This window comes from Curtobacterium sp. ISL-83, assembly GCF_018613895.1.
Classification (GTDB): domain Bacteria; phylum Actinomycetota; class Actinomycetes; order Actinomycetales; family Microbacteriaceae; genus Curtobacterium.
On the sequence record NZ_JAGGPH010000012.1, the window covers coordinates 24,573 to 44,071 of the forward strand.

Consider the following 19,499-nt stretch of genomic DNA (forward strand, 5'->3'; position numbering starts at 1 on the left):
GGGACTCTCCGTCCGACGGAGTACGGCGAGTACGGCGAGTACGGAAAGATCGATGCGCCATGGAACCTGACGTCGCGCCCGCAGCACGGCACCGGGCGACCGGCCCCGGCGTGCCCCCTGCCACGCCCGGAGCCTCGCCACTGCTGTCGATCGGGCTGTGGGCGGGTCGGGGCCTCCTCCCGGTCGCCGCGGTCGCGGTGGCGTGGACCGCACTGACCACCGACCAGTGGACCCGGCAGGGGTTCGACGGCGACGGCTCCCCGATCGCGTGGCTCCCGAACGCGGCCCTCGTCCTGACGATGGCGGTCGGGGTGGGCTGGCCGTGGCTCCTCGGACTCGCGGCACCGCCGGACGCGTGCTGGCGGGACGGCGAACGCCTCGTCGCCCGGACGGTCCTCGGCCGACGACGCGTGGACCTGCGCGGAGCCAGGGTCGTGCCGTTCCGGATGTTCGGCCGGGCAGAGTCGGTGCACGGCACACTCGTGCTCGGTCGGCGGTCCCTCGTCGTGCTCCTCGGGCCCGTCGCGGAGGGGCGCCGCACCCGGATCGACCACCTGCTCGGCCTGACCGAGCGCGACCGGTTCCGGCAGGTGCTCGTCGAGTGGCTGCTCGGCATCCTGTTCGGCGCCGCGCACCTCGGCGGTTTCGCCATCGTGTTCCTGGCGGGATCCCTGCCGGTCTTCGACCCTGCGGTCGCCTGACGGTCAGTCCGCCGGACGACGGAGGGTGAGCGGGCCGTCGTGGAGCGGCTCGGTCGCCCACCGGGCGCCAACGGTGCCCGCCCCTGCGTCGAGGCGCAGGTGGAGCAGGTGCGGCGACTCGACGAACCGGACGTCGACACGCACCGTCCCCTCCACGTCGACCGCGCCGCTGGCCGCGAGCGGCCCCTCGGTGGTCCACTCGCCGTCCTCGACCGGGACCGTCAGCTCCCCGCCGTCGACCTCCACCGTCAGCCGCAGTCGACCGTCGTCGCGTCCGAGACGCGCACCGGTGAGGCCCGGGAGGCCCCTTCCGTGCTCCGCCACGACGGTCGCGTCGACGGCGACCGCGTCGAGCGACCCACCGCGGACCGGAGGAAGACCCAGGGAGGCGAGCCGCGCCTCCAGGACGGTGTCGGCCGCCCGGTCGACGTCCGCGACGTCGATGGCGGGCAGCAGGTGCTGCCAGGCCGCGTCGAGCACGGCCTGCATGTCGAGGCTCTGCCCGGTGATCGCCAGCACCACGTCGTGCTCGGGCAGCACGACGCAGAACTGGCCGTACGCGCCGTCGCCGCGGAACCCGTGCCGCGCCATCCAGAACTGGAACCCGTAGCCCTGGCGCCAGTCCACGTTCGGCTCGGCCGGGTTCGCGACCTGCGTGCTGGTGGCGGTCTCGACCCAGTCCTCGTCGAGGATGCGCTCCCCCTGCCAGACGCCCCGCTGGAGGTACAGCTGGCCGAGGCGGGAGACGGCGTCGATCGTCGTGTAGCACCCGCTGAAGCCGAGCTCGGCACCCGTGTCGTCACGCTTCCACGCGAGGTCCGGGATGCCGAGCGGGTCGAGCAGGCGGGGTCGGAGGTAGTCGACGAGCGAGCCGCCACTCACCCGCCGGACGATCGCCGCGAGCGTGTACGTGCAGGGCTGGTTGTAGGCGAAGACGGAACCGGGTTCCTCGTCGGGCGCAAGGAGCAGGAACCCGCGGACCGTGTTCGTCGGGTCGAGCTCGCGCGCCCGGTCGATGGTGTCCTCGCGGTGTCCGCTCGCCATCGCGAGCAGGTGTCGGACCCGGATGCGTCGACCGCGCTCGTCGGTGACGTCCTCGTCGAGCTCGGGGAAGTACGACAGCGCGGTGGCGTCGAGGTCGACCAGGCCCTCGCGCACGGCGATGCCCACGGCCGCAGCCGTGAAGCTCTTGCTCAGCGAGTAGAGCAGGTGCACGGACTCGGCGCGGTAGGGGGCCCACGAGCCCTCGGCGGCGGCCTGGCCGTGTCGGAGGAGCATCACGCCGTGCGGTTCGACACCGGGTGTGGACTCGAGTGCGTCCACGAAGGACAGGACGCCGGCGGGGTCGATGCCGAGAGCGGACGGGCTGGAGCGGGGGAACGTCATCGTCACGACTCCGACCCTACGGGGATCGGTCGGCGCCGGGCCGGTCGAGTTCGACGGCGTGCGGCGCAGCGCCGGGCAGCGGGAGCAGGGCGGGGCAGCCTCGCGCACCGCACCGCACCGCAGCGCAACGCAGCGCCGGGCGGCAGCTTGGGGCGCTCAGCCGCCGTGTGACCAGACGGAGACCGCGCCCGCGTGGCCGATCAGCACGACGTCGACCCCGGCGCCGATCGCGGTCACGACCAGGAGCACCGGGACCGCGATCCCGACCGCACGCCGGAGCCCGGCGCCCCGCACCGCCGCGACGCCGAAGCGGTGCCAGGCCCACCACACGACCATCAGCGCGAAGAGCACGCCCATCCACGGCAGCAGGCCGTCGGCGAGGTCGGTGTGCCGCTGCAGGGCCGCCGACTCGTGGCTCCGGGCCTCCAACCACTCCCCCGACGAGGTCGCGAGCGGAACCGAGACCAACGCGACCAGGCCGATGATCGGCGAACCGACGGCCAGCCACCGGCGCGCAGCGGGCCAGAGGGCGACGACCACTGCGGTGAGCGCCGCCACGGGGACCGCGACGGCGGTCAGGTGGACGAGCAGTGGGTGCAGCGGGAGTCCGCCGAGTTGCCAGTTCACAGGTGCGATGCCTTTCGTGGCGAGCGATCGGGCGCAGACGCACCACTCCCGATCCTGGGACGTGTGCTCCCAGAAACGACCCATCTTGTGACCGAGACATGATTTCAGTGCACGAACAGCCAGGTCATGCCGCGAGCACAGCCCCCTCATAGGAACGGGCCCGTGAATGGGCTCGTTGCCACCCCCGAGGGCGACCCGCCGGCCCGGCAGCGCCCCGATGATCTGGACCCGAACGATGACCACGACGACGAACCGACGGACGACCGCCCAGCCGCGTGCTGCGTGGTCGGACGCGCCGCCTGCTCACCCCCGATCCGATCGGGTGTTCCGGTCCCGCCAACGACGACGCCGTGGAGCCGCCGACCTGTTGGCGATCCTCGCGTGGGCGTCGGCGGCGATGGCCGTGACGCTCTGGCTCGTCTCCGGCACGGTCGACCTGTCCGGGGTGGGGCAAGTCGTCACCGCTGCGGGGATCGTGGCGGGGCTGATCGGGACCGACCTGATCCTGGTGATGCTCGTCCTGGCGGCGCGCATCCCCGTGATCGACCGGCTGGTCGGGCACGACGCCGCGATGGTGCAGCACGGCAAGCTCGGCAAGCCGTCCCTGTACCTGCTGCTGGCGCACGGCGCGCTGCTCATCGTCGGCTACGCCCTGGAGTCGCACGAGAACGTCCTCGCCGAGTCGGTCGCCCTGTGGCGCACCCCCGACGTGCTGCTGTCGTTCCTGGCCTTGGCCGGGTTCATCGCGGTGGTGTGGACGTCGATCGTCGCGGTGCGGCGCGTGCTGCCGTACGAGGCGTGGCACGGGATCCACCTGCTGTCGTACGTCGCGGGGGGGCTCGCGATCCCGCACCAGCTGTCCGAGGGGCAGATGTTGGCGCACGGCACGTGGGAGCGCGTCTATTGGATCGTCCTCTACGTGGTCGCACTCGGATCGATCGCCGTGTTCCGGTTCGGTCTGCCCGCCGTCCGGTCGCTCCGCCACCGGGTGGTCGTCGACCGGGTCGAGGGGCTCGCGGACGGCGTGGTGTCGCTGCACCTGCGGGGTCGGGACCTGTCCCGCCTGCGGGCCACCGGCGGACAGTTCTTCATGTGGCGGTTCTGGGCCGCGGGGTCGTGGTGGCACGCCCACCCCATCTCGTTGTCGGCAGCGCCGACGGACACCGGCATGCGCATCACGGTCCGGGCGCTCGGCCGCGGGAGTGCGCAGCTCGCACACCTGCGGCCAGGGACGCCGGTGTCGTTCGCGGGCCCCTACGGCGTCTTCACGGAGGCGACACGGACGTCGACCCGGATCGCGGTCGCAGCCTCCGGGATCGGGGTCACTCCGGTCCGGGCGTTCCTGGAACGGTTGGACGCGCCACCCGGCGCGGTGACGATCCTGCTCCGCGGACGGAACGAACGCGAGACGTACCTGTGGGACGAGGTCATCGCCTGGGCGCGATCCCGGGGCCACCGGGTCTTCACGAGCATCGGTCCGCGTGGTCGCGGCACGGGTGGGTGGCTCGCGGCGGGCGACACCGCGCGCGGGGCCTCCGCGGCGTCGGTCTTCCCAGACCTGGCGCACTCCGACCTGTACATCTGCGGGCCGGGCAACTGGAGCGACCTCGTCGAGCAGGACGCGCTCCGCGCCGGACTGCCCGTGGCCCACCTGCACCGCGAACGGTTCGACTGGTGAGGGCACGCATCGTCATCGGCGGGGTCCTGGTCTCCGTCGGCATCCTCAGCATCGGGGTCGAGGCCGCCGTGCACCAGCAGCAGGTCGGTGCGAGCACCGAGGCGCAGGCAGCGACCGGGTCGACCGGCACGTCCGGGTCGGGCACGAGCGGGTCCGGCACGTCCGGGTCGGGCACGAGCGGGTCCGGCACGTCCGGCTCGGGCACGAGCGGGTCCGGCACGACCGGTTCCGGCACGACCGGGTCCGGCACGACCGGTTCCGGCACGACCGGTTCCGGCACGACCGGTTCCGGTACGACCGGTTCCGGTACGTCCGGCGCCTCCGGGTCGTCGGGTTCGACGACAGGGCTCAAGGACGGCAGCTACACCGGGTCCGTCTCGACGACCCGCTACGGCGACGTGCAGGTCAAGGTGACCATCGCCGGCGGCAAGATCACCGACGTGACCGCGCTCCACCTCACCGACGACGACGGTCGGTCCGTCGAGATCAGCGCACAGGCCGCCCCGATCCTCCGACAGGAGGCGCTCACCGCCCAGTCCGGGAGCATCGACACGGTCTCCGGTGCGACCTACACCTCGGAGGGGTACGTCCAGTCGCTGCAGTCCGCGCTCGACCAGGCGCGGTGACCCCGTGACCACCGTCTTCGACACGATGGGCACCGTCGTCTCGCTCCGGATCGACGAGGACGGCGCCGGAGACCAGCACGCGGACGTCGTCCGGGCCGTGCGCGACCGCTTCACCGCCTTCGACCTCGAGTTCAGCCGCTACCGGCCGGACTCCCCCGCCTCCGCGATCGCAGCCGGCCGCCTCCTGCTCACCCGCGCGTCGGCGGAGCACCGGTCCTGGTACGCCGAGGCGGTCCGGTGGCGCAACGAGACCGACGGGGCGTTCGACCCACACCGCCGGGACGGGACCGTGGACCTCGCCGGCATCGTCAAGGCCGCCGCGATCGAATCCGCGGGCACCGTGCTCGACGACGCCGCACTCGGCCGGTGGTGCTGCAACGCCGGTGGTGACGTGCTCACCCGCGGTGGCACCGCGGACCGGCCGTGGACCGTCGGGATCAGCCACCCGGACGACCCCCGACGTCTGCTGACCACCGTGGCGCTCGCCGGGGCCCGGCGTGCGGTGGCGACGTCGGGGACGAGCCAGCGCGGCGAACACGTGTGGCGGACCGACACCGCGGGCGCGTACCGCCAGGTGACGGTCGTCGCGGACGACATCGTGACCGCCGACGTGCTGGCGACGGCGGTGCTCGCCGGCGGGCCGGCGACCCTGTACCGCGCCGTCGACCGGTGGCGGGTGGACGTCATCGCCGTGACGACGACGGGCGACCTGGTCGAGGCGGGCGCGACCCGCGCCTCCCGTCAGATCCCGGTGGTCCCGAGGAGCGCGCCGAGCCCGTAGGTGATGGCGAGGGCGGCGGCCCCGCCGATGAGCACACGGATGGTCGCGCGGAGGACACGCGCGTGTCCGAGGCGGGCGCCCAGCGCACCGGTGATCCCGAGGGCGAGCAGCACGACGACGACCGTCACGAGCACCCGGACGGCGTTCGGGGCCAGCAGGATGGCGAGGAACGGCAGCGCGCCGCCGACCAGGAACGACACCGCCGACGCGAGCGCCGCGTGCCAGGGGTTCGTGACCTCCTGCTCGTCGATGCCGAGTTCGACGTCGAGATGCGCGGCGAGGACGTCACGGTCCGTGAGCTCCCGCGCGACCTGCCGCGCGGTGGACTCCTGCAGGCCCTTCGCCTGCCAGAGCTCGACGAGTTCCTCGAACTCGCCCTCGGGGTCGTCCCGGAGCTCCGAGCGCTCGAGTTCGATGAGCGCGCGTTCGCTGTCGCGCTGGCTGCTGACGGACACGTACTCGCCGAGCGCCATCGAGATCGCGCCACCGGCGAGCGCGGCGGTCCCCGCGGTGAGGAGCGGCCCTGTCGCCGTGGTGGCCCCCGCGACGCCGACCACGACCGCGGCGACGGACACGATGCCGTCGTTCGCGCCGAGGACCCCGGCCCGCAGCCAGTTGAGCCGTCCGCTGCGCACGCCCTCGTGGGGCTCGTCCGCGTGCCGTTCCACCGTCGTCATGCCAGTGATGCAACCATGCGGCGCCGACGAGGGCTCACCGGCTGGCCCGCCCGGCTGAGCTGCTGGCCCGCCCGGCTGAGCTGCTGGCCCGCCCGACTCACCGGCTGTCCCCGGGACGCCCCGCCCGCGTCACGGGCTGCGCGCGGACCGCCGGACCAGGGGCACCGCCGCGCTCCCCGCGTCGGCGGGCGAACACCGACCGGACCACGTCGCCCAGCGAGCGGTGCTGTCGCCACTCCCGCCACGTGAGCACGATGACGACCACGTCGAAGGCCGCGAGCCCCGCCAACCCGAAGCCGGGGTGCAGGACGAGTTCGACGACCTGCCACACCACGAACCCGATCAGCGCGATGATCGCCAGCGGGTACAGCCGCTGCGTCCCGAGGATCAACGCGATCACGATGCCGATCTTCACGATGCCGTGCAGCAGCAGGAACACGCTGGCCGCCACGGCCGCGTCGGCGCTCAGCGTTGCGGCCCCGTGCAGGACCAGGTGCGAGATGAGGTCGTGCGGGTCCTCGCGGAGTTCCTCGGCGGTGGCGGCCCGGGCCATCGCGGTGATCTGCGCGGGGTGCAGCACGAGCAGCAGCAGACCCGCGACGAACTCGATCACGCCGTCGATCGCCTTCAGGCCGATGCCGATCAGGAACACCACGTCGATCAGCCGCGACCGGTCCACGCGCGGTCGATCGACGGCCGTCACGCCGGAGTCCCCAGGCGGTAGCCCACGCCCCGCACCGTCGTGATGACGTCGCGGTCGGTCTTCCGACGGATGTAGTGCACGTACGTGTCCACCGTGCCGAGCTGTTCGCCGTGCTCGAAGACCGCGGACAAAAGGTGCGCCCGGGTGAAGGCCCGTGCGGGGTCGCTCGTCAGGATCCGGAGCAACGCGGTCTCCTTGTCGGTGAGCATGACACGGCCGGCGTACGGCGAGTTGATGCTGTTGTCGTCCGGGGTGAACGCCCACCCGCCGATCTCGATCGTCGGCCCGGTCCCGGAGTAGTCGCGTGTCAAGGCACGGAGGCGCGCGGCCAGTTCCTCGAAGTCGAACGGCTTCACGAGGTAGTCGTTCGCCCCCGCATCGAGCCCGGCCACCCGGTCGCGGACCTCACCGAGCGCGGTCAGCATCAGCACCGGCGTGCTCACGCGGCGCCGCCGCAGTTCGGCGACGACCGCCGTGCCGTCGATGCCGGGCAGGCGGCGGTCGACCACCATCACGTCGAAGAACCGGTCCGCCGCGACCTGCAGCGCCGTCTCACCGTCGGCGGCGAGCGTGACGTCCCAGTCGTCGCCGAGCACGTCGGCGACGAGCGGTCCGAGCCGCGGGTCGTCCTCGACGAGCAGGAGTCGTGCCGTCATGCGTGGTCCTCACGGGTCGTGGTCGAGGCGGCTCCGCCCCGGGTCGTGTCGTCGAGGGCCGCGTCTCGCGGGGTCGCGCCGGCGGGGGCCGCGGGTCCCGGGGTCGCGTCGGCGGGGGCCGCGGCTCCCGGGGTCGCGTCGTCGGGGGCGGCCGGGAGCCGGAGTGCGAACACCGTGCCGTCCGGGCCGGTCCGTTCGACCACCACGTCGCCACCGGCACGGACCGCGACGTCCCGCACGAGGGCGAGTCCGATCCCGTACCCGGTGCGGGTCGCCGCGGTCGCCGTCGGCCGTGTCGACGTGCCGTGGGCGAACCGGTCGAACACCCGAGCCGGTTCGATGCCGGTGATGCCGCCACCGTCGTCCTGCACGCGGATCACCACGTGCGCGCGGTCGGACGCGACGGTGACGCGCACCGCACCGCCGGCGGGGGTGTGCCCGATGGCGTTGTCCAGGAGCGCGACGAGACAGCGCCGCACCTGGGTCGGTGACACCGCGACCGACGCGGAGGCGCGCCCGAGTTCCAGACGCACGTCACGATCCGACGCGAGCATCGCCATGTCCCGCCCCACGGTGTCGAGTTCGGTCGCCACGTCCGCATGGCCGCCCGACGACGTGCCGCCGGCCGCCGCCTCGAGCAGGTCGTTCACGATGTCGATGAGGACCCGGGTGTCGTCCCGGAGTTCGTCGACCACACGCCGTCGGGGATCGGTCTCGGGGGTCATCATGCCGAGCCGTTGGACGCGGGCGTGCAGGACCGTCAACGGCGTCCGGAGCTCGTGGCTGGCGTCCGCGACGAACGTGCGCTGCATGCTGGCCGCCGCCGCCAGCGGACGCACCGCTCGCCGGGCGATCCACCACGACGCCAGGCCCGCGAGCACGATCGAGAAGCCGCCGACGCCGATCACGGCGAGGCTGAGGTCCACGGTGTCCAGGCTGACGAGGACGTCGGCCGGACCGTGGTGCTCGTGGAGCTGCCCGGGCGTGAGCTGCCACACGACGTACAGGACGACGAGCCCGATGATCGCGACGACCAGGAGCGCGGACACGAGGGCGACGCGCAGCCCGATCCCGATCACCGACCGCCGGTACGCCAGACGATCCGGGTCGAGAGCCTCGTCGGAGCGGAAGGACCACCGGGCGAGGCCGTCCGCTCGCGAGGACCACCACGACGCCACGGACTCCACCTCTTCCCAGGCAGCGACGGCGGAGCGCGAGGGGGGATGCGCTCCGACGCCGCTGCGTCGGTGTCGATCCTGCCGCACTGGGGGCCGGACCGACAGCCTCCATCGTCGGACGGTGCCACCAAGGATGTGCCCAGAAAGCGCGCGCGGTGACCGACGACGATTCTTGGCGGAGTCTTGCCCGGCAGTTCCTAGGCTCGGGGAACCGCCACCACCTGCCGGTCCGGGCTCGTCCCGATCCCTCCGGCGAGTTCCGGCTCGTCCCGACGAGGAGCACGTCATGTCCCACTCGCCCGCCCTGCCACCGCGCACGCGGTTCAACAAGGTCCCGGACCCGACCCCGTCGTTCTGGATCGTCAAGGTCCTCGCGACGACCGTCGGCGAGACCGCCGCCGACCTGCTCAGCGACACCCTCGGGTTCGGCCTGCCGCTCACGACCCTGATCATGGCCGTCGTGCTCGTCGGGTTCCTCGTCCTGCAGTTCCGCGCCCGCGCGTACCGACCGGCGATCTACTGGGTGACCGTGGTCCTCATCAGCATCGAGGGCACGTGCATCACCGACAACCTGACCGACGGGCTCGGCGTTCCCCTGGCCGTCAGCACGACGGTCTTCGCCGTGGTGCTCGCCGCCGTGTTCATCACTTGGTACCGCGTCGAGGGCACGCTCTCGATCCACAGCATCGACACCGTCCGCCGCGAGGCGTTCTACTGGCTCGCGATCCTGTTCACGTTCGCGCTCGGGACCGCCGCCGGTGACCTGATCGCCGAGCAGACCGGGCTCGGCTACCTGCCGTCCCTGCTCCTCTTCGCCGCCGGGATCGCCGCCGTCACCGCGGTGTGGTTCCTCGGCCGCCGTGGACCCGTGGCGTGCTTCTGGATCGCGTACATCCTGACCCGGCCGCTCGGCGCCTCCACGGGTGACCTGCTCTCGCAGCCGGTCACGGACGGCGGCCTCGGCATCGGCACGATCACGACGAGCATCGTGTTCCTCGCGGTCATCACGGTGATCATCGGGTGGATGGGCACCCGACGCCGGCAGCAGGACACCGCACTGCGCTCCGAACTGGCCGCCCGCCGCCCCGGGACGATCGCGTGATCGCCGCCGTCCCGCTCGCCGTGCACCTGTTCGACGCGGCCTCGGTCCTGCACGGCTTCGGGCCGTACGTCCTCGGCGGCATCGCACTCCTGATCTTCATCGAGTCCGGCGTGCTGTTCCCGTTCCTCCCCGGTGACTCGCTCCTCGTCACCGCCGCGATCATCAGCAGCACGCTCGGGATCGCCCCGTGGCAGGTGGCGGTCGTCGGCTCGATCGCCGCCGTGGCCGGTGACCAGGTCGGGTACTGGCTCGGCAAGCGCTTCGGGCGACGGCTCTTCAAGGACGACGCGCGGCTGCTCACCACCGCCCGTCTCGCCGAAGCGGAGGCGTTCTTCACCAAGTGGGGTGGGCTCTCGCTCGTCCTCGGCCGGTTCGTCCCCGTCGTCCGGACCTACGTCCCGCTCGCGGCCGGCACCGCGCAGATGCACTACCGCCGGTTCCTCGCCTGGAACCTCGTCGGGGCGATCTCCTGGGCGGTCGGGCTCACCGTCGTCGGCGTCCTGCTCGGCGGCATCCCGTTCGTCGCGCACAACATCGACGCCCTCATGATCATCATCGTCGTCGTCTCGGTGCTCCCCATCGTCATCGGAGGGATCCGCCGGCACCGGTCCCACCGTCGCGACGGCGCCTCCGCCGCGACGACGACCGCCGCCCCGACGGACGCGGAGGGCCGCCGGTGACTGCCGTCGTCCCCACCGCCGAGAACCGGGTGCCGGACCCCACACCCTCGTTCTGGCTGATCAAGGTCCTCACCACCGGAATGGGCGAAGCGCTCTCCGACTTCCTCGTCATGCGGTTCGACCCGGTGCCGACCGTGCTGATCACCGCGGTCCTGTTCGCGGCGGTGCTCGCCGCGCAGCTCTCCGTCCGGCGGTACATCCCGTGGGTGTACTGGACCGCCGTGTCCATGGTCGGCGTGTTCGGCACCATGGTCGCGGACGTCGTCCACGTCGCGCTCGGCGTGCCGTACGCGGTGTCCGCCCCGGTGTTCCTCGTGATCCTGCTCGCGGTGTTCGTCGTGTGGCGGCGCGTGGAGGGGACCGTCGACGTCCACGGCACCACCACGCTCCGCCGTCAGGTGTTCTACTGGGCCGCCGTCTGCGCGACCTTCGCGATGGGCACCGCGGCCGGCGACCTCGTCGCCAGCACCTTCCACCTCGGCTACCTCGGCGCGGGGCTGCTGTTCATCGTCGTGATGGCCGTCGTCGTCGCCACCCGGCTCGGGAAGCTCATCGGCCCGGTGACCGCGTTCTGGACGGCCTACGTGCTCACGCGACCCGTCGGCGCGTCGTTCGCCGACTGGTTCGGGGTGTCGCACGAGCGGGGCGGACTCGCGCTCGGCACCGGCCTCGTCAGCATCGTCGGGCTCATCGCCATCGCGATCGCCGTGGCCGCGACCGCTCGACCCAACGTGCCGGCTGCCGCTCGGGCGTGACCCGAGGTCCGCGGCCGGGCGGGGCCGCGGACCTCAGTCCTGCCAGCTGAGCCGGGACAGTGTCGGCGCTGCGTCGGTGGCGAGCCGCGCATGGGTCTCGACGTCGTACCGACGGTCGCCGTACCGGAGTTTCTGGCGCTCCAGCCCCTCCACGGCAAAGCCCGCGGACCGCGCGACCCGGCACGACGCCGGGTTGTCCGTCCGGTGCCCGAGTTCCAGGCGGAACAGGCCGCGGTCGAAGGCGCGAGCCGCGACCGCCACGAGCCCGCGAGCGGCGAGACCACGCCCACGGGCCTCCCGGGCCAGCCAGTAGGAGACCCACGCGGTGCCGTGCCGGTGCTCGATGGCGCTCAGGGCGACGTCACCGACGGCGCGACCGTCGACCACGATCGCGGCATGCTGGACCGCATCGTCGAACCGGTAGGCCTCGCGCACGAACGCTTCGGCGGCGGCCACGTCCGCGAACCGGGTCCCGCCGAACTGGCGGACGAGCAGGTCGTCCCCGTCCGCCGCTCCCACGAGGGCCGGCGCATCCGACGACCGCCACGGCCGCAGCACGACGGACACGGTCAGGCGCCCTGGAACGGGTTGGTCCAGCGCCACCAGATGCCCGGGTCGTCGATCTCCCGCGCCAGCACGAGCGGCACCGTGACCGGATCGTGGTGGGCGACCGTGAAGCGGACCCGACCGACGCGCTCCCCCTTCGTCCCGAACGTCACCCGGTCGAGCCGGGTCGCCGCGGTCACCGTGGTCTTCCCCCACACCAGGACCTGGGCCGCGGACGGCGTCACCGCGTCGGCCTCGTCCCGCCACGGCGTCGAGAACGTCCCGAAGGTCTGCCCGGCGTGGGTGAGGGTGATCAGCTGGAAGTTGTCCGCCACGGACCGGAGCAGGCGCTGCACGTCCGTGTCCAGCGAGTCGTGGTCGACGCCGCCGAGCATCGCGCCGACGACCGTCACCCGCTTCCCGCCGCGCTCGTACGTCGCGGCGAACAGCAGACACGCGCCGGCCTGGTCCAGCGTGCCGGTCTTGATGCCCTCGACGCCGTCCATCCCGAGGAGCTTGTTCGAGTTGTCGATCACCCCGACCTGCGGGATGGTCACCGTCTTCGTGCCGACGACCTCCTTCACCACCGGGTTCGCGAGCGCCAGCTGGCCGAGCTCGACCAGGTCCTTCGCGGTCGACCGGTTCCCGGCGTCGAGCCCCGTCGGCTCGTGGATCGTCGTGTCGTGGAGGCCGTGCGCGTCGAGCCACGACGCAGCAGCACGCTGGTACGCCGGCATCGACCCGAACGCCCACAGCGCGAGCGAACCGGCGTAGTTGTTCGCGGACTTCATGAGCATGACCTGCAGGGTCTGGTGCTCGGAGAGCCGCAGGCCCGCCGGCATCGGCGCGACCTCGCCGTCCTTCGCGAGGTACGTGGCGTACAGCGCCTGCATCTCCGGCGTGAAGGCGATCGACGGGCCGTCCTGGCCCGCGGACAACGGCTTGGCCTGCAGGACGACGAGCGCCGTGACCACCTTCGAGATGCTGGCGATCGAGCGGGGCTTCGTGTCGCCGCTGGTCGTCAGGCTCTCCGGGAAGTCGGTCGCCTCGACCGCGGTGGCGCCGTAGCCCGGGAAGCGCAGGGCCGGCGCGGAACTCGTCGGGGCCGCGTAGGTGGCCGTCGTCGCGCTCGCCGGTGCGAACGGCACGACCGCGGCGGCGACGAGGTACGCGACGACCAGGACGAGCACCGCGACGACCGTGATCGTCACGGGCCTCCGGACGGCGGAGCGGGGGCGGCGGACGACGGTTGGCACGGGACCAGAGCGTACTGGAGGCACGGGTCGCCACCCCGGGAGGACGCACGGAGCGAGGCGGTCGCCACCAGCGCCTCCCGGCCGCCCGCAGGCCGGCTACCGCTGCGAGCGCTGTGCGTGGGCGACCGCCCACAGGCCGACGGCACTCGCGGCCGCGATGTTGAGCGAGTCGACCCCGTGCGACATTGGGATGCGGACCGTCGTGTCCGCCGAAGCGACTGCGTCGTCCGTCAACCCCTGCCCCTCGGTCCCCATCACCAGGGCGACCCGGTCGGGGACGTCGGCGACGAAGGTCTCGAGGTCGACCGAGCGGTCGGTGAGCGCCATCGCCGCGAGGTGGAAGCCCTGCGCACGGAGCGCTTCACCGGCGGCGGGCCACTCCCCGATCCGCGTCCAGGGCACCTGGAGGACCGTGCCCATGCTCACCCGCACGCTCCGCCGGTACAGCGGGTCCGCGCAGCGGGGGCTGACGAGGACGGCGTCGGCGCCGAGCCCTGCGACGCTCCGGAACACCGCGCCCACGTTCGTGTGGTCGACGATGTCCTCGAGGACGACGACGAGCTTCGCGTCCCGGACCACGTCGGCCAGGGACGGCAGCTCGGGGCGGTGCACCGCTGCCAGCGCGCCGCGGTGCATCCGGAAGCCGGTGAGCTGCTCGAGGAGGGCATCGGGCCCGACGAACACGGGGCCGTCGTGGTCCGCGACCAGGGGCAGGACGCTGTCGAGCCACTTCTCCTGCACGAGCACGCTGCGGGGTACGTGACCGGCGCGGACCGCACGCTCGATCACGGTGTTCGACTCCGCGATGTACAGGCCACCCTCCGGCTCGCTCACCCGGCGCAGCGCGACGTCGGTCAGACGGGCGAAGTCATCGAGGCGGGGGTCGTCGAGGGAGTCGATGCGGACGGCGTGCACGGGGTCTCGTTCCGGTGGGGACAGGGCTGGCGGTGCGGCGCGTCCCAGCACGGGAAGTGGCCGGGACGGTCGGCTGTTGAGGGTACCGTGAACACGATGGCGACGAGCGAACCGACCGGCACCCCGACCGCGGCCGACGCGGCCGACCTGGAGCGCGTCGTCGACCTGCTCGCGGGCAAGCGCATCGCGGTGCTCTCCGGCGCCGGCCTCAGCACGGACTCCGGCATCCCCGACTACCGCGGGGCAGGCCGGGTCGTCCGGAAGCCCATGACGTTCCAGGAGTTCCGCGCGGATCCGGCCAAGCGGCAGCGCTACTGGGCAGGCTCGCACCTCGGCTGGCGCACCTTCGCCGCCGCGCGCCCGAACGACGGGCACCGTGCACTGGCCACCCTGGAGGACGCGGGCCTCGTCACCGGCGTCATCACCCAGAACGTCGACGGCCTCCACCTGCGCGCCGGCTCCCGACGCGTGGTCGAGATCCACGGGTCGATGGACCGTGCCGTGTGCCTGACGTGCGGACAGGTGTTCTCCCGTGCCGACCTCGCCACGGTGCTCGACCGCGACAACGCGTGGCTGGACGAGCCCGGCTCCGTGCAGCTGCAGCCCGACGGCGACGTCGAGATCACGGACGTGTCCCGGTTCCTCGTGCCCGACTGCACGGTGTGCGGCGGGGTCCTGAAACCCGACGTCGTGTTCTTCGGCGAGTTCGTCCCCGCCGAGAAGTTCCGCGAAGCGGTGTCGATCGTCGCGGAGGCCGACGCCCTGCTCGTGGTCGGGTCCTCCCTCACCGTGAACTCCGGCGTGCGGCTCGTCGACCACGCGGCACGACGGAAGCACCCGGTGGTGATCGTGAACCGCGGATCGACCCGGAGCGACCGCCGTGCAGCGGTCAAGATCGACGCCGGCACCACCGAGACACTGGAAGCGCTGGCCGCCGGGCTGCTCGCGCGCGGGGTCCCCGCTGCAGCCGGCACCGAGGGGGCTGCGGTGACGGGAGGCGCGACCGGTGCGGGGCGCGCGGACGGCGCAGCAGACGCAGCCGCGTCCGGGACGACCGACGCGTCTGGCATGATCGACGCGTGACGACCCTCCTCTACCTGGTCCGGCACGGCGAGACCGACTGGAACAGGCAGCGCCGCATCCAGGGGTCCACGGACATCCCGCTGAACGACACCGGGCGCGTGCAGGCCGCCGACGCCGCCGGACTCCTGCACCGTCGGCGCTTCGACGCCGTGGTCGCGTCCCCGCTGTCACGCGCAGCGGAGACCGGAGCGATCATCGCCGAGCGCTTGGGACTCCCCCTGCCGTCCACGTACGACGGGCTCGCGGAGCGCTCGTACGGCGAGGCCGAGGGCCTGACCGACTCCGAGGTCCGCGAGCGCTACCCGCACGACGACGTCCCCGGCCGCGAGTCCCGCGCCGCGCTGCTCGCCCGTGTCACCGAGACCCTGGGCGAGATCGCGGTCCGGTTCGACGGCGGCACGGTCGTCGTCGCCACCCACGGCGCGGTGATACGGAGCGTCGTGAACGCCGCCGCCCCCGGGACCGCCGACCGCGAACACACGCCCATCCGCAACGGTTCGATCCACTCCTTCCGCTGGGACCCCGAGCGCTTCCACGCGGAACTCGTGCGCTTCGACGATCCGATCGACGGTGTGTCGGACGGGCCCGGGCGCTACGCCTTCGAGTACCAGAACCCGCTCGAACGCCGGAGCTGACCCCGCGGGCGGTCGCGGACGGAGGTGTCCGTGGCGGAGGGCCGAGCGCACGCCCTGTGGCGGCCGCTGGGTGGGTATCCCTGTGGCGGCCGTCCCGCGGCCGACGGACCACCGCGGACGCGCCCCGATGAGCGGGACTAGGCTCCAACGCACCTGAGAGTCTCGCACGCGCCGTGTGAGGGGGGATGCGATGCCGACGGACCGACCGGACACCGGACCGACACGCGCCGAGACGGATCCGCCAGCCGCTGACCGAGCATCCTCACAACGCGACATCTCGGGCGTGGGCAGTACCGGCCCACGGGCCGGAACGCACACCGACACCGCTCCGGGCAGCGCGGGTGCGACGGGGGCGGGCGCGCGGCCGGGCAGCACCGTTCGCGGCAACGCCCCCGCCGAGCACGCCCACGGCCGACACGCGGACTGGCTCGACGACGACGACCTGGACCGCGCGTTCGGCCCGGACACCGCGTCGGCGCCCGTCCGGCCCCGTTCGCAACGTGTCCGCCGCTGGGGGCTCCTGGGAGCGGGAACGGTCGTCGCCGCCGGGGTGCTCGCCGTCGCACTCGTCACGATCGTCGGGAGCATCCAGGACGGGGTAGGTGGGGTGTTCCCCAGCCCCGAGGCCGCGATCGCACACTTCGGGCACCAGGCGCGCAGTGTCGACGGCGTCCGCGCCGTGCAGAACGGTGCGCCCGCCAAGACCGGCTTCGTGGGGTACGACATCGCCGCGACCGTCACCGCCGACCCGACGCTCGACGGCCCCGCCCGGATCGCCCTGGTCGACGCCCTCACCGCGGCTGCCGCCGATGCCAGCGGGAACGGCGTCACGGTGTCGGCGATCGCGGACATCGCAGACCTGCAGATCGGGATCACCGCGCAGCGCCGCGCGGTCGAACAGCGGCTCGCGCTCGCGGAGCGTCTCGATGCCATCGGCGGCGTGACGGGCGTGCGGTGCGCGTGGGGCTCGGGCCACCCCACGGACGAGGCTCGGAAGCAGATCATCACGATCGAGACGCCCGGGACCGGGAACGCCCTCAACGCGATCCTCGCGAAGGCCCGGCTCGAGGCGCACCGGGTGTTCCCCGGGGCGACGGTCATCTCGAAGGCACCCGCCCCGCCGAAAGCACCGGCGCCGCCGAAGGCACCGGCCCCGCAGAAGAGCCCGACCCAGCAGAAGACCCCGACGACCTGACGGCCAGCCCGAGCGGTCCGGACGTCGCCATCAGCCTTCGGGCGGCTGGTGCGGCCCCAGTACCGGGCGTCGCGTGCGGCCTCGGTCGGCGGCCTCAGCTCCGGGCGCCCCGCGCTCCGACGGCCTGCTCGACCGCCCGGACGACCTGCTCCGCCGAATCGGCCCACCGGAACCGCCCGGCCCGTTCGACCGACGCGCGCGACGCGTCGTCCCACCGCAACTCGAGTCGGCGCACCGCGGCCGCCGCCGCCGAGGGCGACCGGGGGTCGAAGTACTCCGCCACGTCGCCACCGATCTCGCGGAAGATCGGGATGTCACTGACCACGACGGGCGTCCCGACCCCCATCGACTCGACGAGCGGGATGCCGAAGCCCTCGTCGAAGGACGCCGTCACGAGCGCCGTCGCGGATCGCAGCACCGATCGGTACTCGTCATCGGAGGCACCGTCATGGAACACCAGCGCCCCGGCCGGTGCCAGTCCGGTCAGGCGCGCACGATCGGCGTCGGACACCCGGGACATGCAGTGCAGGGACCAGTCCGCGCCGAGCAGCGGGAGCGCCGCCGCCAGGGTCTCGACGTTCTTGTACGGCATGAAGGAGCCCATGTACACGAGCGACCGCTCACGAGCCCCGTCGGCGGGCCGCGGTTCCGCCGGGTCTGCCGCGTTGTACGCAACGGTCACGGGCCGCTTCGTGAGACGGTGCAACGAGATCAGCCCGGCGGTCGTCTCCGAGACGGTGACGACGCCGTCCGCACCGTTCAGCAGGAACCGCTGCGGCACCCAGGACAGGTGGAACGCCCGCCACCCGAGGCGGAGCGGCCACGGGAACTCTCGTGGCGGTGTGCGGTTGCGGTAGTAGATCAGGTCGTGCAGGGTCAGGACCAGCGCGTAGTCCCGCCCCCGGGACCCCATCGTCTGCATCGGCGAGAACACGGCGTCGAGCCCGAGCCGGTTGACCCGTCGCGCGACGAACGGCTCGCCCGCGTCCGTCGGGTCGGGCAGCAGCTCCCACGGCATGCCGGCGGGCAGGGACTCGAGCTGCCGCTCGTCGGAGACGAGGAGCACGTAGTCGTGCCGGTCCGGCAGGTGCGCCACGATCCCCGCGGTGAAGCGACTGATGCCGTCGTGTCGGCCGACACGGACGTACCGGCAGTCGATCCCGACCCGCAGACGGCTCACGAGTCCGCACCGGCCTGGTCGGCACCCGGCACCGTCCGGCCACCGCGCGTGGTCTTGCGCGCCACGCCCCGCTTGGCCTTGGCGGGCGTGTCGGCCATGCGGCGCAGCACCGCACCCGCAGCGGTCCCGGGGGTCTCGTAGTGCACGAGGTGCCCGACGCCGGGAATGACGACCAGCTCGGCGTCCTGGAGTCGGGCAGCCAACGCCCGCTGCTCGGGGACGGCGGTGATGTCGTCGTGCTCGGCCGCGATCAGCAGGACCGGCACGCCGATCCGCTCCGCGTACTCCGACACGTCGTGCGTGACCGAGGTCCGGAAGGCCTCGAGCACGCTGGTGCGGTTCGCGAACGCCGAGAAGTACCGGTCGTGCTGGTCGTGCACCCATCGGCGGAGGTCACGGTCGTGCGACTTGAGCATCGCGACGCTCATGGCGCGCACGATGGCGGGGTTGCGGAGGAGCCCGAGACCCAACGGCTTCGGCAGCACGGCGCCCGCGCGGTAGTACCCGATCGCGATCCCCGTCCCGACGGCGCGCGGCCCCTGCAGCGCGGGCGCGGCGATCGGGTTGACCAGGACGAGCAGCCGGGTGTCGAGTCCGGCGGCCACCGTGGCCGCGACCACGATCGACCCGAACGAGTGGCCGAGCACCACTGCCGAGCGGTCCAGGCCGAGCGCGCCGTGGAAGCCGGAGAGCCACCCGACGTACGAGTCGATGTCCGACACCGGCAGCGGATCCGAGATGCCGAACCCGGGCAGGTCCGGCACGATCACGCGCACCCCGACGAGGTGTGCCGCGATCGTCTCCAGCCCGTGGTGGTCGCCGCGGAAGCCGTGCACCGCGAGCACGGTCTCGGCAGCGTCGTCCGGACCGTAGACCCAGTAGTGCGTGGTGCGGCCGTCGATCGACACGGCGCGGTGCACGACCGGGGTCGCGGCCATGAGCGACTGGTACGGGGACAGGACTGGCGGTTGCATCGGCGCCAGTCTAGGGAAGCGTCCCGACCGCCCCCGGCACACGCGCGCGGCGGTGGAGAACTCGTGAGCACGACACGCCTGTGGAGGACGGATCGGGCGCATCCGCCGCGGCGAGCCGCCGCCAGCGGGGCGCGCTCGTGGGGGGTGATCCGTGCCTCCAGGACG

General features: G+C 72.9%; 21 protein-coding genes. 10 read left to right on the plus strand and 11 right to left on the minus strand.

Translation table 11 applies throughout. From position 1 onward, the window contains the following. The first annotated feature begins 59 nt into the window (after nucleotides 1–59). Nucleotides 60–701 carry a hypothetical protein gene (locus J7E22_RS11570; RefSeq protein ID WP_214981892.1) on the plus strand — a complete coding sequence of 214 codons (642 nt, stop codon included), beginning with the start codon at nucleotides 60–62 and terminating at the stop codon, nucleotides 699–701. Nucleotides 702–704: 3 nt separating this feature from the next. Here the strand turns inward: J7E22_RS11570 and J7E22_RS11575 are convergent, their stop codons facing one another. After that, nucleotides 705–2,087 (minus strand): serine hydrolase, encoded by a 1,383-nt coding sequence (locus J7E22_RS11575; protein ID WP_214982060.1) that lies wholly within the window; start codon nucleotides 2,085–2,087, stop codon nucleotides 705–707. 156 nt (nucleotides 2,088–2,243) lie between these two features. Then, on the minus strand, nucleotides 2,244–2,714 hold the full coding sequence (locus J7E22_RS11580) for a DUF2231 domain-containing protein (RefSeq protein ID WP_214981893.1): 471 nt from the start codon (nucleotides 2,712–2,714) through the stop codon (nucleotides 2,244–2,246). A 235-nt stretch (nucleotides 2,715–2,949) separates the two neighbouring features. Between J7E22_RS11580 and J7E22_RS11585 the strand changes: the two genes are divergently transcribed. From J7E22_RS11585 to J7E22_RS11595, 3 genes are read left to right on the plus strand one after another with little or no spacing between them, the layout of a single operon-like run. After that, nucleotides 2,950–4,392 (plus strand): ferric reductase-like transmembrane domain-containing protein, encoded by a 1,443-nt coding sequence (locus J7E22_RS11585; protein WP_214981894.1) that lies wholly within the window; start codon nucleotides 2,950–2,952, stop codon nucleotides 4,390–4,392. Then, nucleotides 4,389–5,018, plus strand: coding sequence for an FMN-binding protein (locus J7E22_RS11590; protein ID WP_308159232.1), 630 nt, complete (start codon nucleotides 4,389–4,391; stop codon nucleotides 5,016–5,018). The genes J7E22_RS11585 and J7E22_RS11590 overlap by 4 nt, the downstream gene beginning before the upstream one ends. A gap of 4 nt (nucleotides 5,019–5,022) precedes the next feature. Further along, nucleotides 5,023–5,799 carry an FAD:protein FMN transferase gene (locus tag J7E22_RS11595; protein ID WP_214981895.1) on the plus strand — a complete coding sequence of 259 codons (777 nt, stop codon included), beginning with the start codon at nucleotides 5,023–5,025 and terminating at the stop codon, nucleotides 5,797–5,799. Here J7E22_RS11595 and J7E22_RS11600 read toward each other — a convergent pair. The 4 genes from J7E22_RS11600 to J7E22_RS11615 all read right to left on the minus strand — a co-directional run bounded on the left by J7E22_RS11600 (nucleotide 5,760) and on the right by J7E22_RS11615 (nucleotide 9,013). Then, the gene (locus tag J7E22_RS11600) at nucleotides 5,760–6,476 is read right to left on the minus strand and encodes a VIT family protein (RefSeq protein WP_214981896.1); all 717 of its coding nucleotides are present in this window, start codon (nucleotides 6,474–6,476) and stop codon (nucleotides 5,760–5,762) included. The genes J7E22_RS11595 and J7E22_RS11600 overlap by 40 nt on opposite strands. A 97-nt stretch (nucleotides 6,477–6,573) precedes the next feature. Beyond that, entirely contained in the window at nucleotides 6,574–7,155 is a 582-nt protein-coding gene (locus J7E22_RS11605; RefSeq protein ID WP_308159233.1) for a DUF2127 domain-containing protein, read from the minus strand. Between the two features lie 20 nt (nucleotides 7,156–7,175). Beyond that, nucleotides 7,176–7,835, minus strand: coding sequence for a response regulator transcription factor (locus tag J7E22_RS11610; protein ID WP_214981898.1), 660 nt, complete (start codon nucleotides 7,833–7,835; stop codon nucleotides 7,176–7,178). Continuing rightward, nucleotides 7,832–9,013, minus strand: a complete 1,182-nt coding sequence (locus J7E22_RS11615) for a sensor histidine kinase KdpD (protein WP_214981899.1) — start codon at nucleotides 9,011–9,013, stop codon at nucleotides 7,832–7,834. Before J7E22_RS11615 ends, J7E22_RS11610 begins: the two co-directional genes overlap by 4 nt. 286 nt (nucleotides 9,014–9,299) lie before the next feature. Here J7E22_RS11615 and J7E22_RS11620 point away from each other — a divergent pair, with 286 nt between their 5' ends. Genes J7E22_RS11620 through J7E22_RS11630 form a run of 3 tightly spaced genes read left to right on the plus strand, consistent with a single transcriptional unit; the run spans nucleotide 9,300 to nucleotide 11,550 of the window. Beyond that, nucleotides 9,300–10,115 (plus strand): hypothetical protein, encoded by an 816-nt coding sequence (locus J7E22_RS11620; RefSeq protein WP_214981900.1) that lies wholly within the window; start codon nucleotides 9,300–9,302, stop codon nucleotides 10,113–10,115. After that, a complete protein-coding gene (locus J7E22_RS11625) occupies nucleotides 10,112–10,795 on the plus strand; it encodes a DedA family protein (protein ID WP_214981901.1) in 684 nt (227 codons plus the stop codon). Before J7E22_RS11620 ends, J7E22_RS11625 begins: the two co-directional genes overlap by 4 nt. Further along, the gene (locus J7E22_RS11630) at nucleotides 10,792–11,550 is read left to right on the plus strand and encodes a hypothetical protein (protein WP_214981902.1); all 759 of its coding nucleotides are present in this window, start codon (nucleotides 10,792–10,794) and stop codon (nucleotides 11,548–11,550) included. The genes J7E22_RS11625 and J7E22_RS11630 overlap by 4 nt, the downstream gene beginning before the upstream one ends. 33 nt (nucleotides 11,551–11,583) lie before the next feature. Here the strand turns inward: J7E22_RS11630 and J7E22_RS11635 are convergent, their stop codons facing one another. The 3 genes from J7E22_RS11635 to J7E22_RS11645 all read right to left on the minus strand — a co-directional run bounded on the left by J7E22_RS11635 (nucleotide 11,584) and on the right by J7E22_RS11645 (nucleotide 14,267). Continuing rightward, nucleotides 11,584–12,117, minus strand: coding sequence for a GNAT family N-acetyltransferase (locus tag J7E22_RS11635; RefSeq protein WP_214981903.1), 534 nt, complete (start codon nucleotides 12,115–12,117; stop codon nucleotides 11,584–11,586). A gap of 2 nt (nucleotides 12,118–12,119) precedes the next feature. Beyond that, a complete protein-coding gene (locus J7E22_RS11640) occupies nucleotides 12,120–13,352 on the minus strand; it encodes a D-alanyl-D-alanine carboxypeptidase family protein (RefSeq protein WP_214981904.1) in 1,233 nt (410 codons plus the stop codon). Nucleotides 13,353–13,448: 96 nt separating this feature from the next. Then, complete coding sequence (locus tag J7E22_RS11645; RefSeq protein ID WP_214981905.1) at nucleotides 13,449–14,267, minus strand: RNA methyltransferase; 819 nt, start codon at nucleotides 14,265–14,267, stop codon at nucleotides 13,449–13,451. Nucleotides 14,268–14,363: 96 nt separating this feature from the next. Here J7E22_RS11645 and J7E22_RS11650 point away from each other — a divergent pair, with 96 nt between their 5' ends. The 3 genes from J7E22_RS11650 to J7E22_RS11660 all read left to right on the plus strand — a co-directional run bounded on the left by J7E22_RS11650 (nucleotide 14,364) and on the right by J7E22_RS11660 (nucleotide 17,180). Then, the gene (locus tag J7E22_RS11650; protein WP_214981906.1) at nucleotides 14,364–15,350 is read left to right on the plus strand and encodes a Sir2 family NAD-dependent protein deacetylase; all 987 of its coding nucleotides are present in this window, start codon (nucleotides 14,364–14,366) and stop codon (nucleotides 15,348–15,350) included. Further along, nucleotides 15,347–15,985, plus strand: coding sequence for a histidine phosphatase family protein (locus J7E22_RS11655; RefSeq protein WP_214981907.1), 639 nt, complete (start codon nucleotides 15,347–15,349; stop codon nucleotides 15,983–15,985). Before J7E22_RS11650 ends, J7E22_RS11655 begins: the two co-directional genes overlap by 4 nt. Nucleotides 15,986–16,175: 190 nt before the next feature. Beyond that, complete coding sequence (locus J7E22_RS11660; RefSeq protein ID WP_214981908.1) at nucleotides 16,176–17,180, plus strand: hypothetical protein; 1,005 nt, start codon at nucleotides 16,176–16,178, stop codon at nucleotides 17,178–17,180. A 94-nt stretch (nucleotides 17,181–17,274) separates the two neighbouring features. Here J7E22_RS11660 and J7E22_RS11665 read toward each other — a convergent pair whose 3' ends face one another. Further along, a complete protein-coding gene (locus J7E22_RS11665; RefSeq protein WP_214982062.1) occupies nucleotides 17,275–18,351 on the minus strand; it encodes a glycosyltransferase family 1 protein in 1,077 nt (358 codons plus the stop codon). A 5-nt stretch (nucleotides 18,352–18,356) separates the two neighbouring features. After that, nucleotides 18,357–19,334 (minus strand): alpha/beta fold hydrolase, encoded by a 978-nt coding sequence (locus tag J7E22_RS11670; protein ID WP_214981909.1) that lies wholly within the window; start codon nucleotides 19,332–19,334, stop codon nucleotides 18,357–18,359. Nucleotides 19,335–19,499: the final 165 nt, after the last annotated feature.

Coding starts and splice junctions, on each gene's coding strand:
- J7E22_RS11570 (WP_214981892.1), top strand. CDS start 60: ATGGAACCTGACGTCGCGCCCGCAGCACGGCACCGGGCGACCGGCCCC.
- J7E22_RS11575 (WP_214982060.1), bottom strand. CDS start 2,087: ATGACGTTCCCCCGCTCCAGCCCGTCCGCTCTCGGCATCGACCCCGCC.
- J7E22_RS11585 (WP_214981894.1), top strand. CDS start 2,950: ATGACCACGACGACGAACCGACGGACGACCGCCCAGCCGCGTGCTGCG.
- J7E22_RS11600 (WP_214981896.1), bottom strand. CDS start 6,476: ATGACGACGGTGGAACGGCACGCGGACGAGCCCCACGAGGGCGTGCGC.
- J7E22_RS11610 (WP_214981898.1), bottom strand. CDS start 7,835: ATGACGGCACGACTCCTGCTCGTCGAGGACGACCCGCGGCTCGGACCG.
- J7E22_RS11620 (WP_214981900.1), top strand. CDS start 9,300: ATGTCCCACTCGCCCGCCCTGCCACCGCGCACGCGGTTCAACAAGGTC.
- J7E22_RS11650 (WP_214981906.1), top strand. CDS start 14,364: ATGGCGACGAGCGAACCGACCGGCACCCCGACCGCGGCCGACGCGGCC.
- J7E22_RS11660 (WP_214981908.1), top strand. CDS start 16,176: ATGCCGACGGACCGACCGGACACCGGACCGACACGCGCCGAGACGGAT.
- J7E22_RS11670 (WP_214981909.1), bottom strand. CDS start 19,334: ATGCAACCGCCAGTCCTGTCCCCGTACCAGTCGCTCATGGCCGCGACC.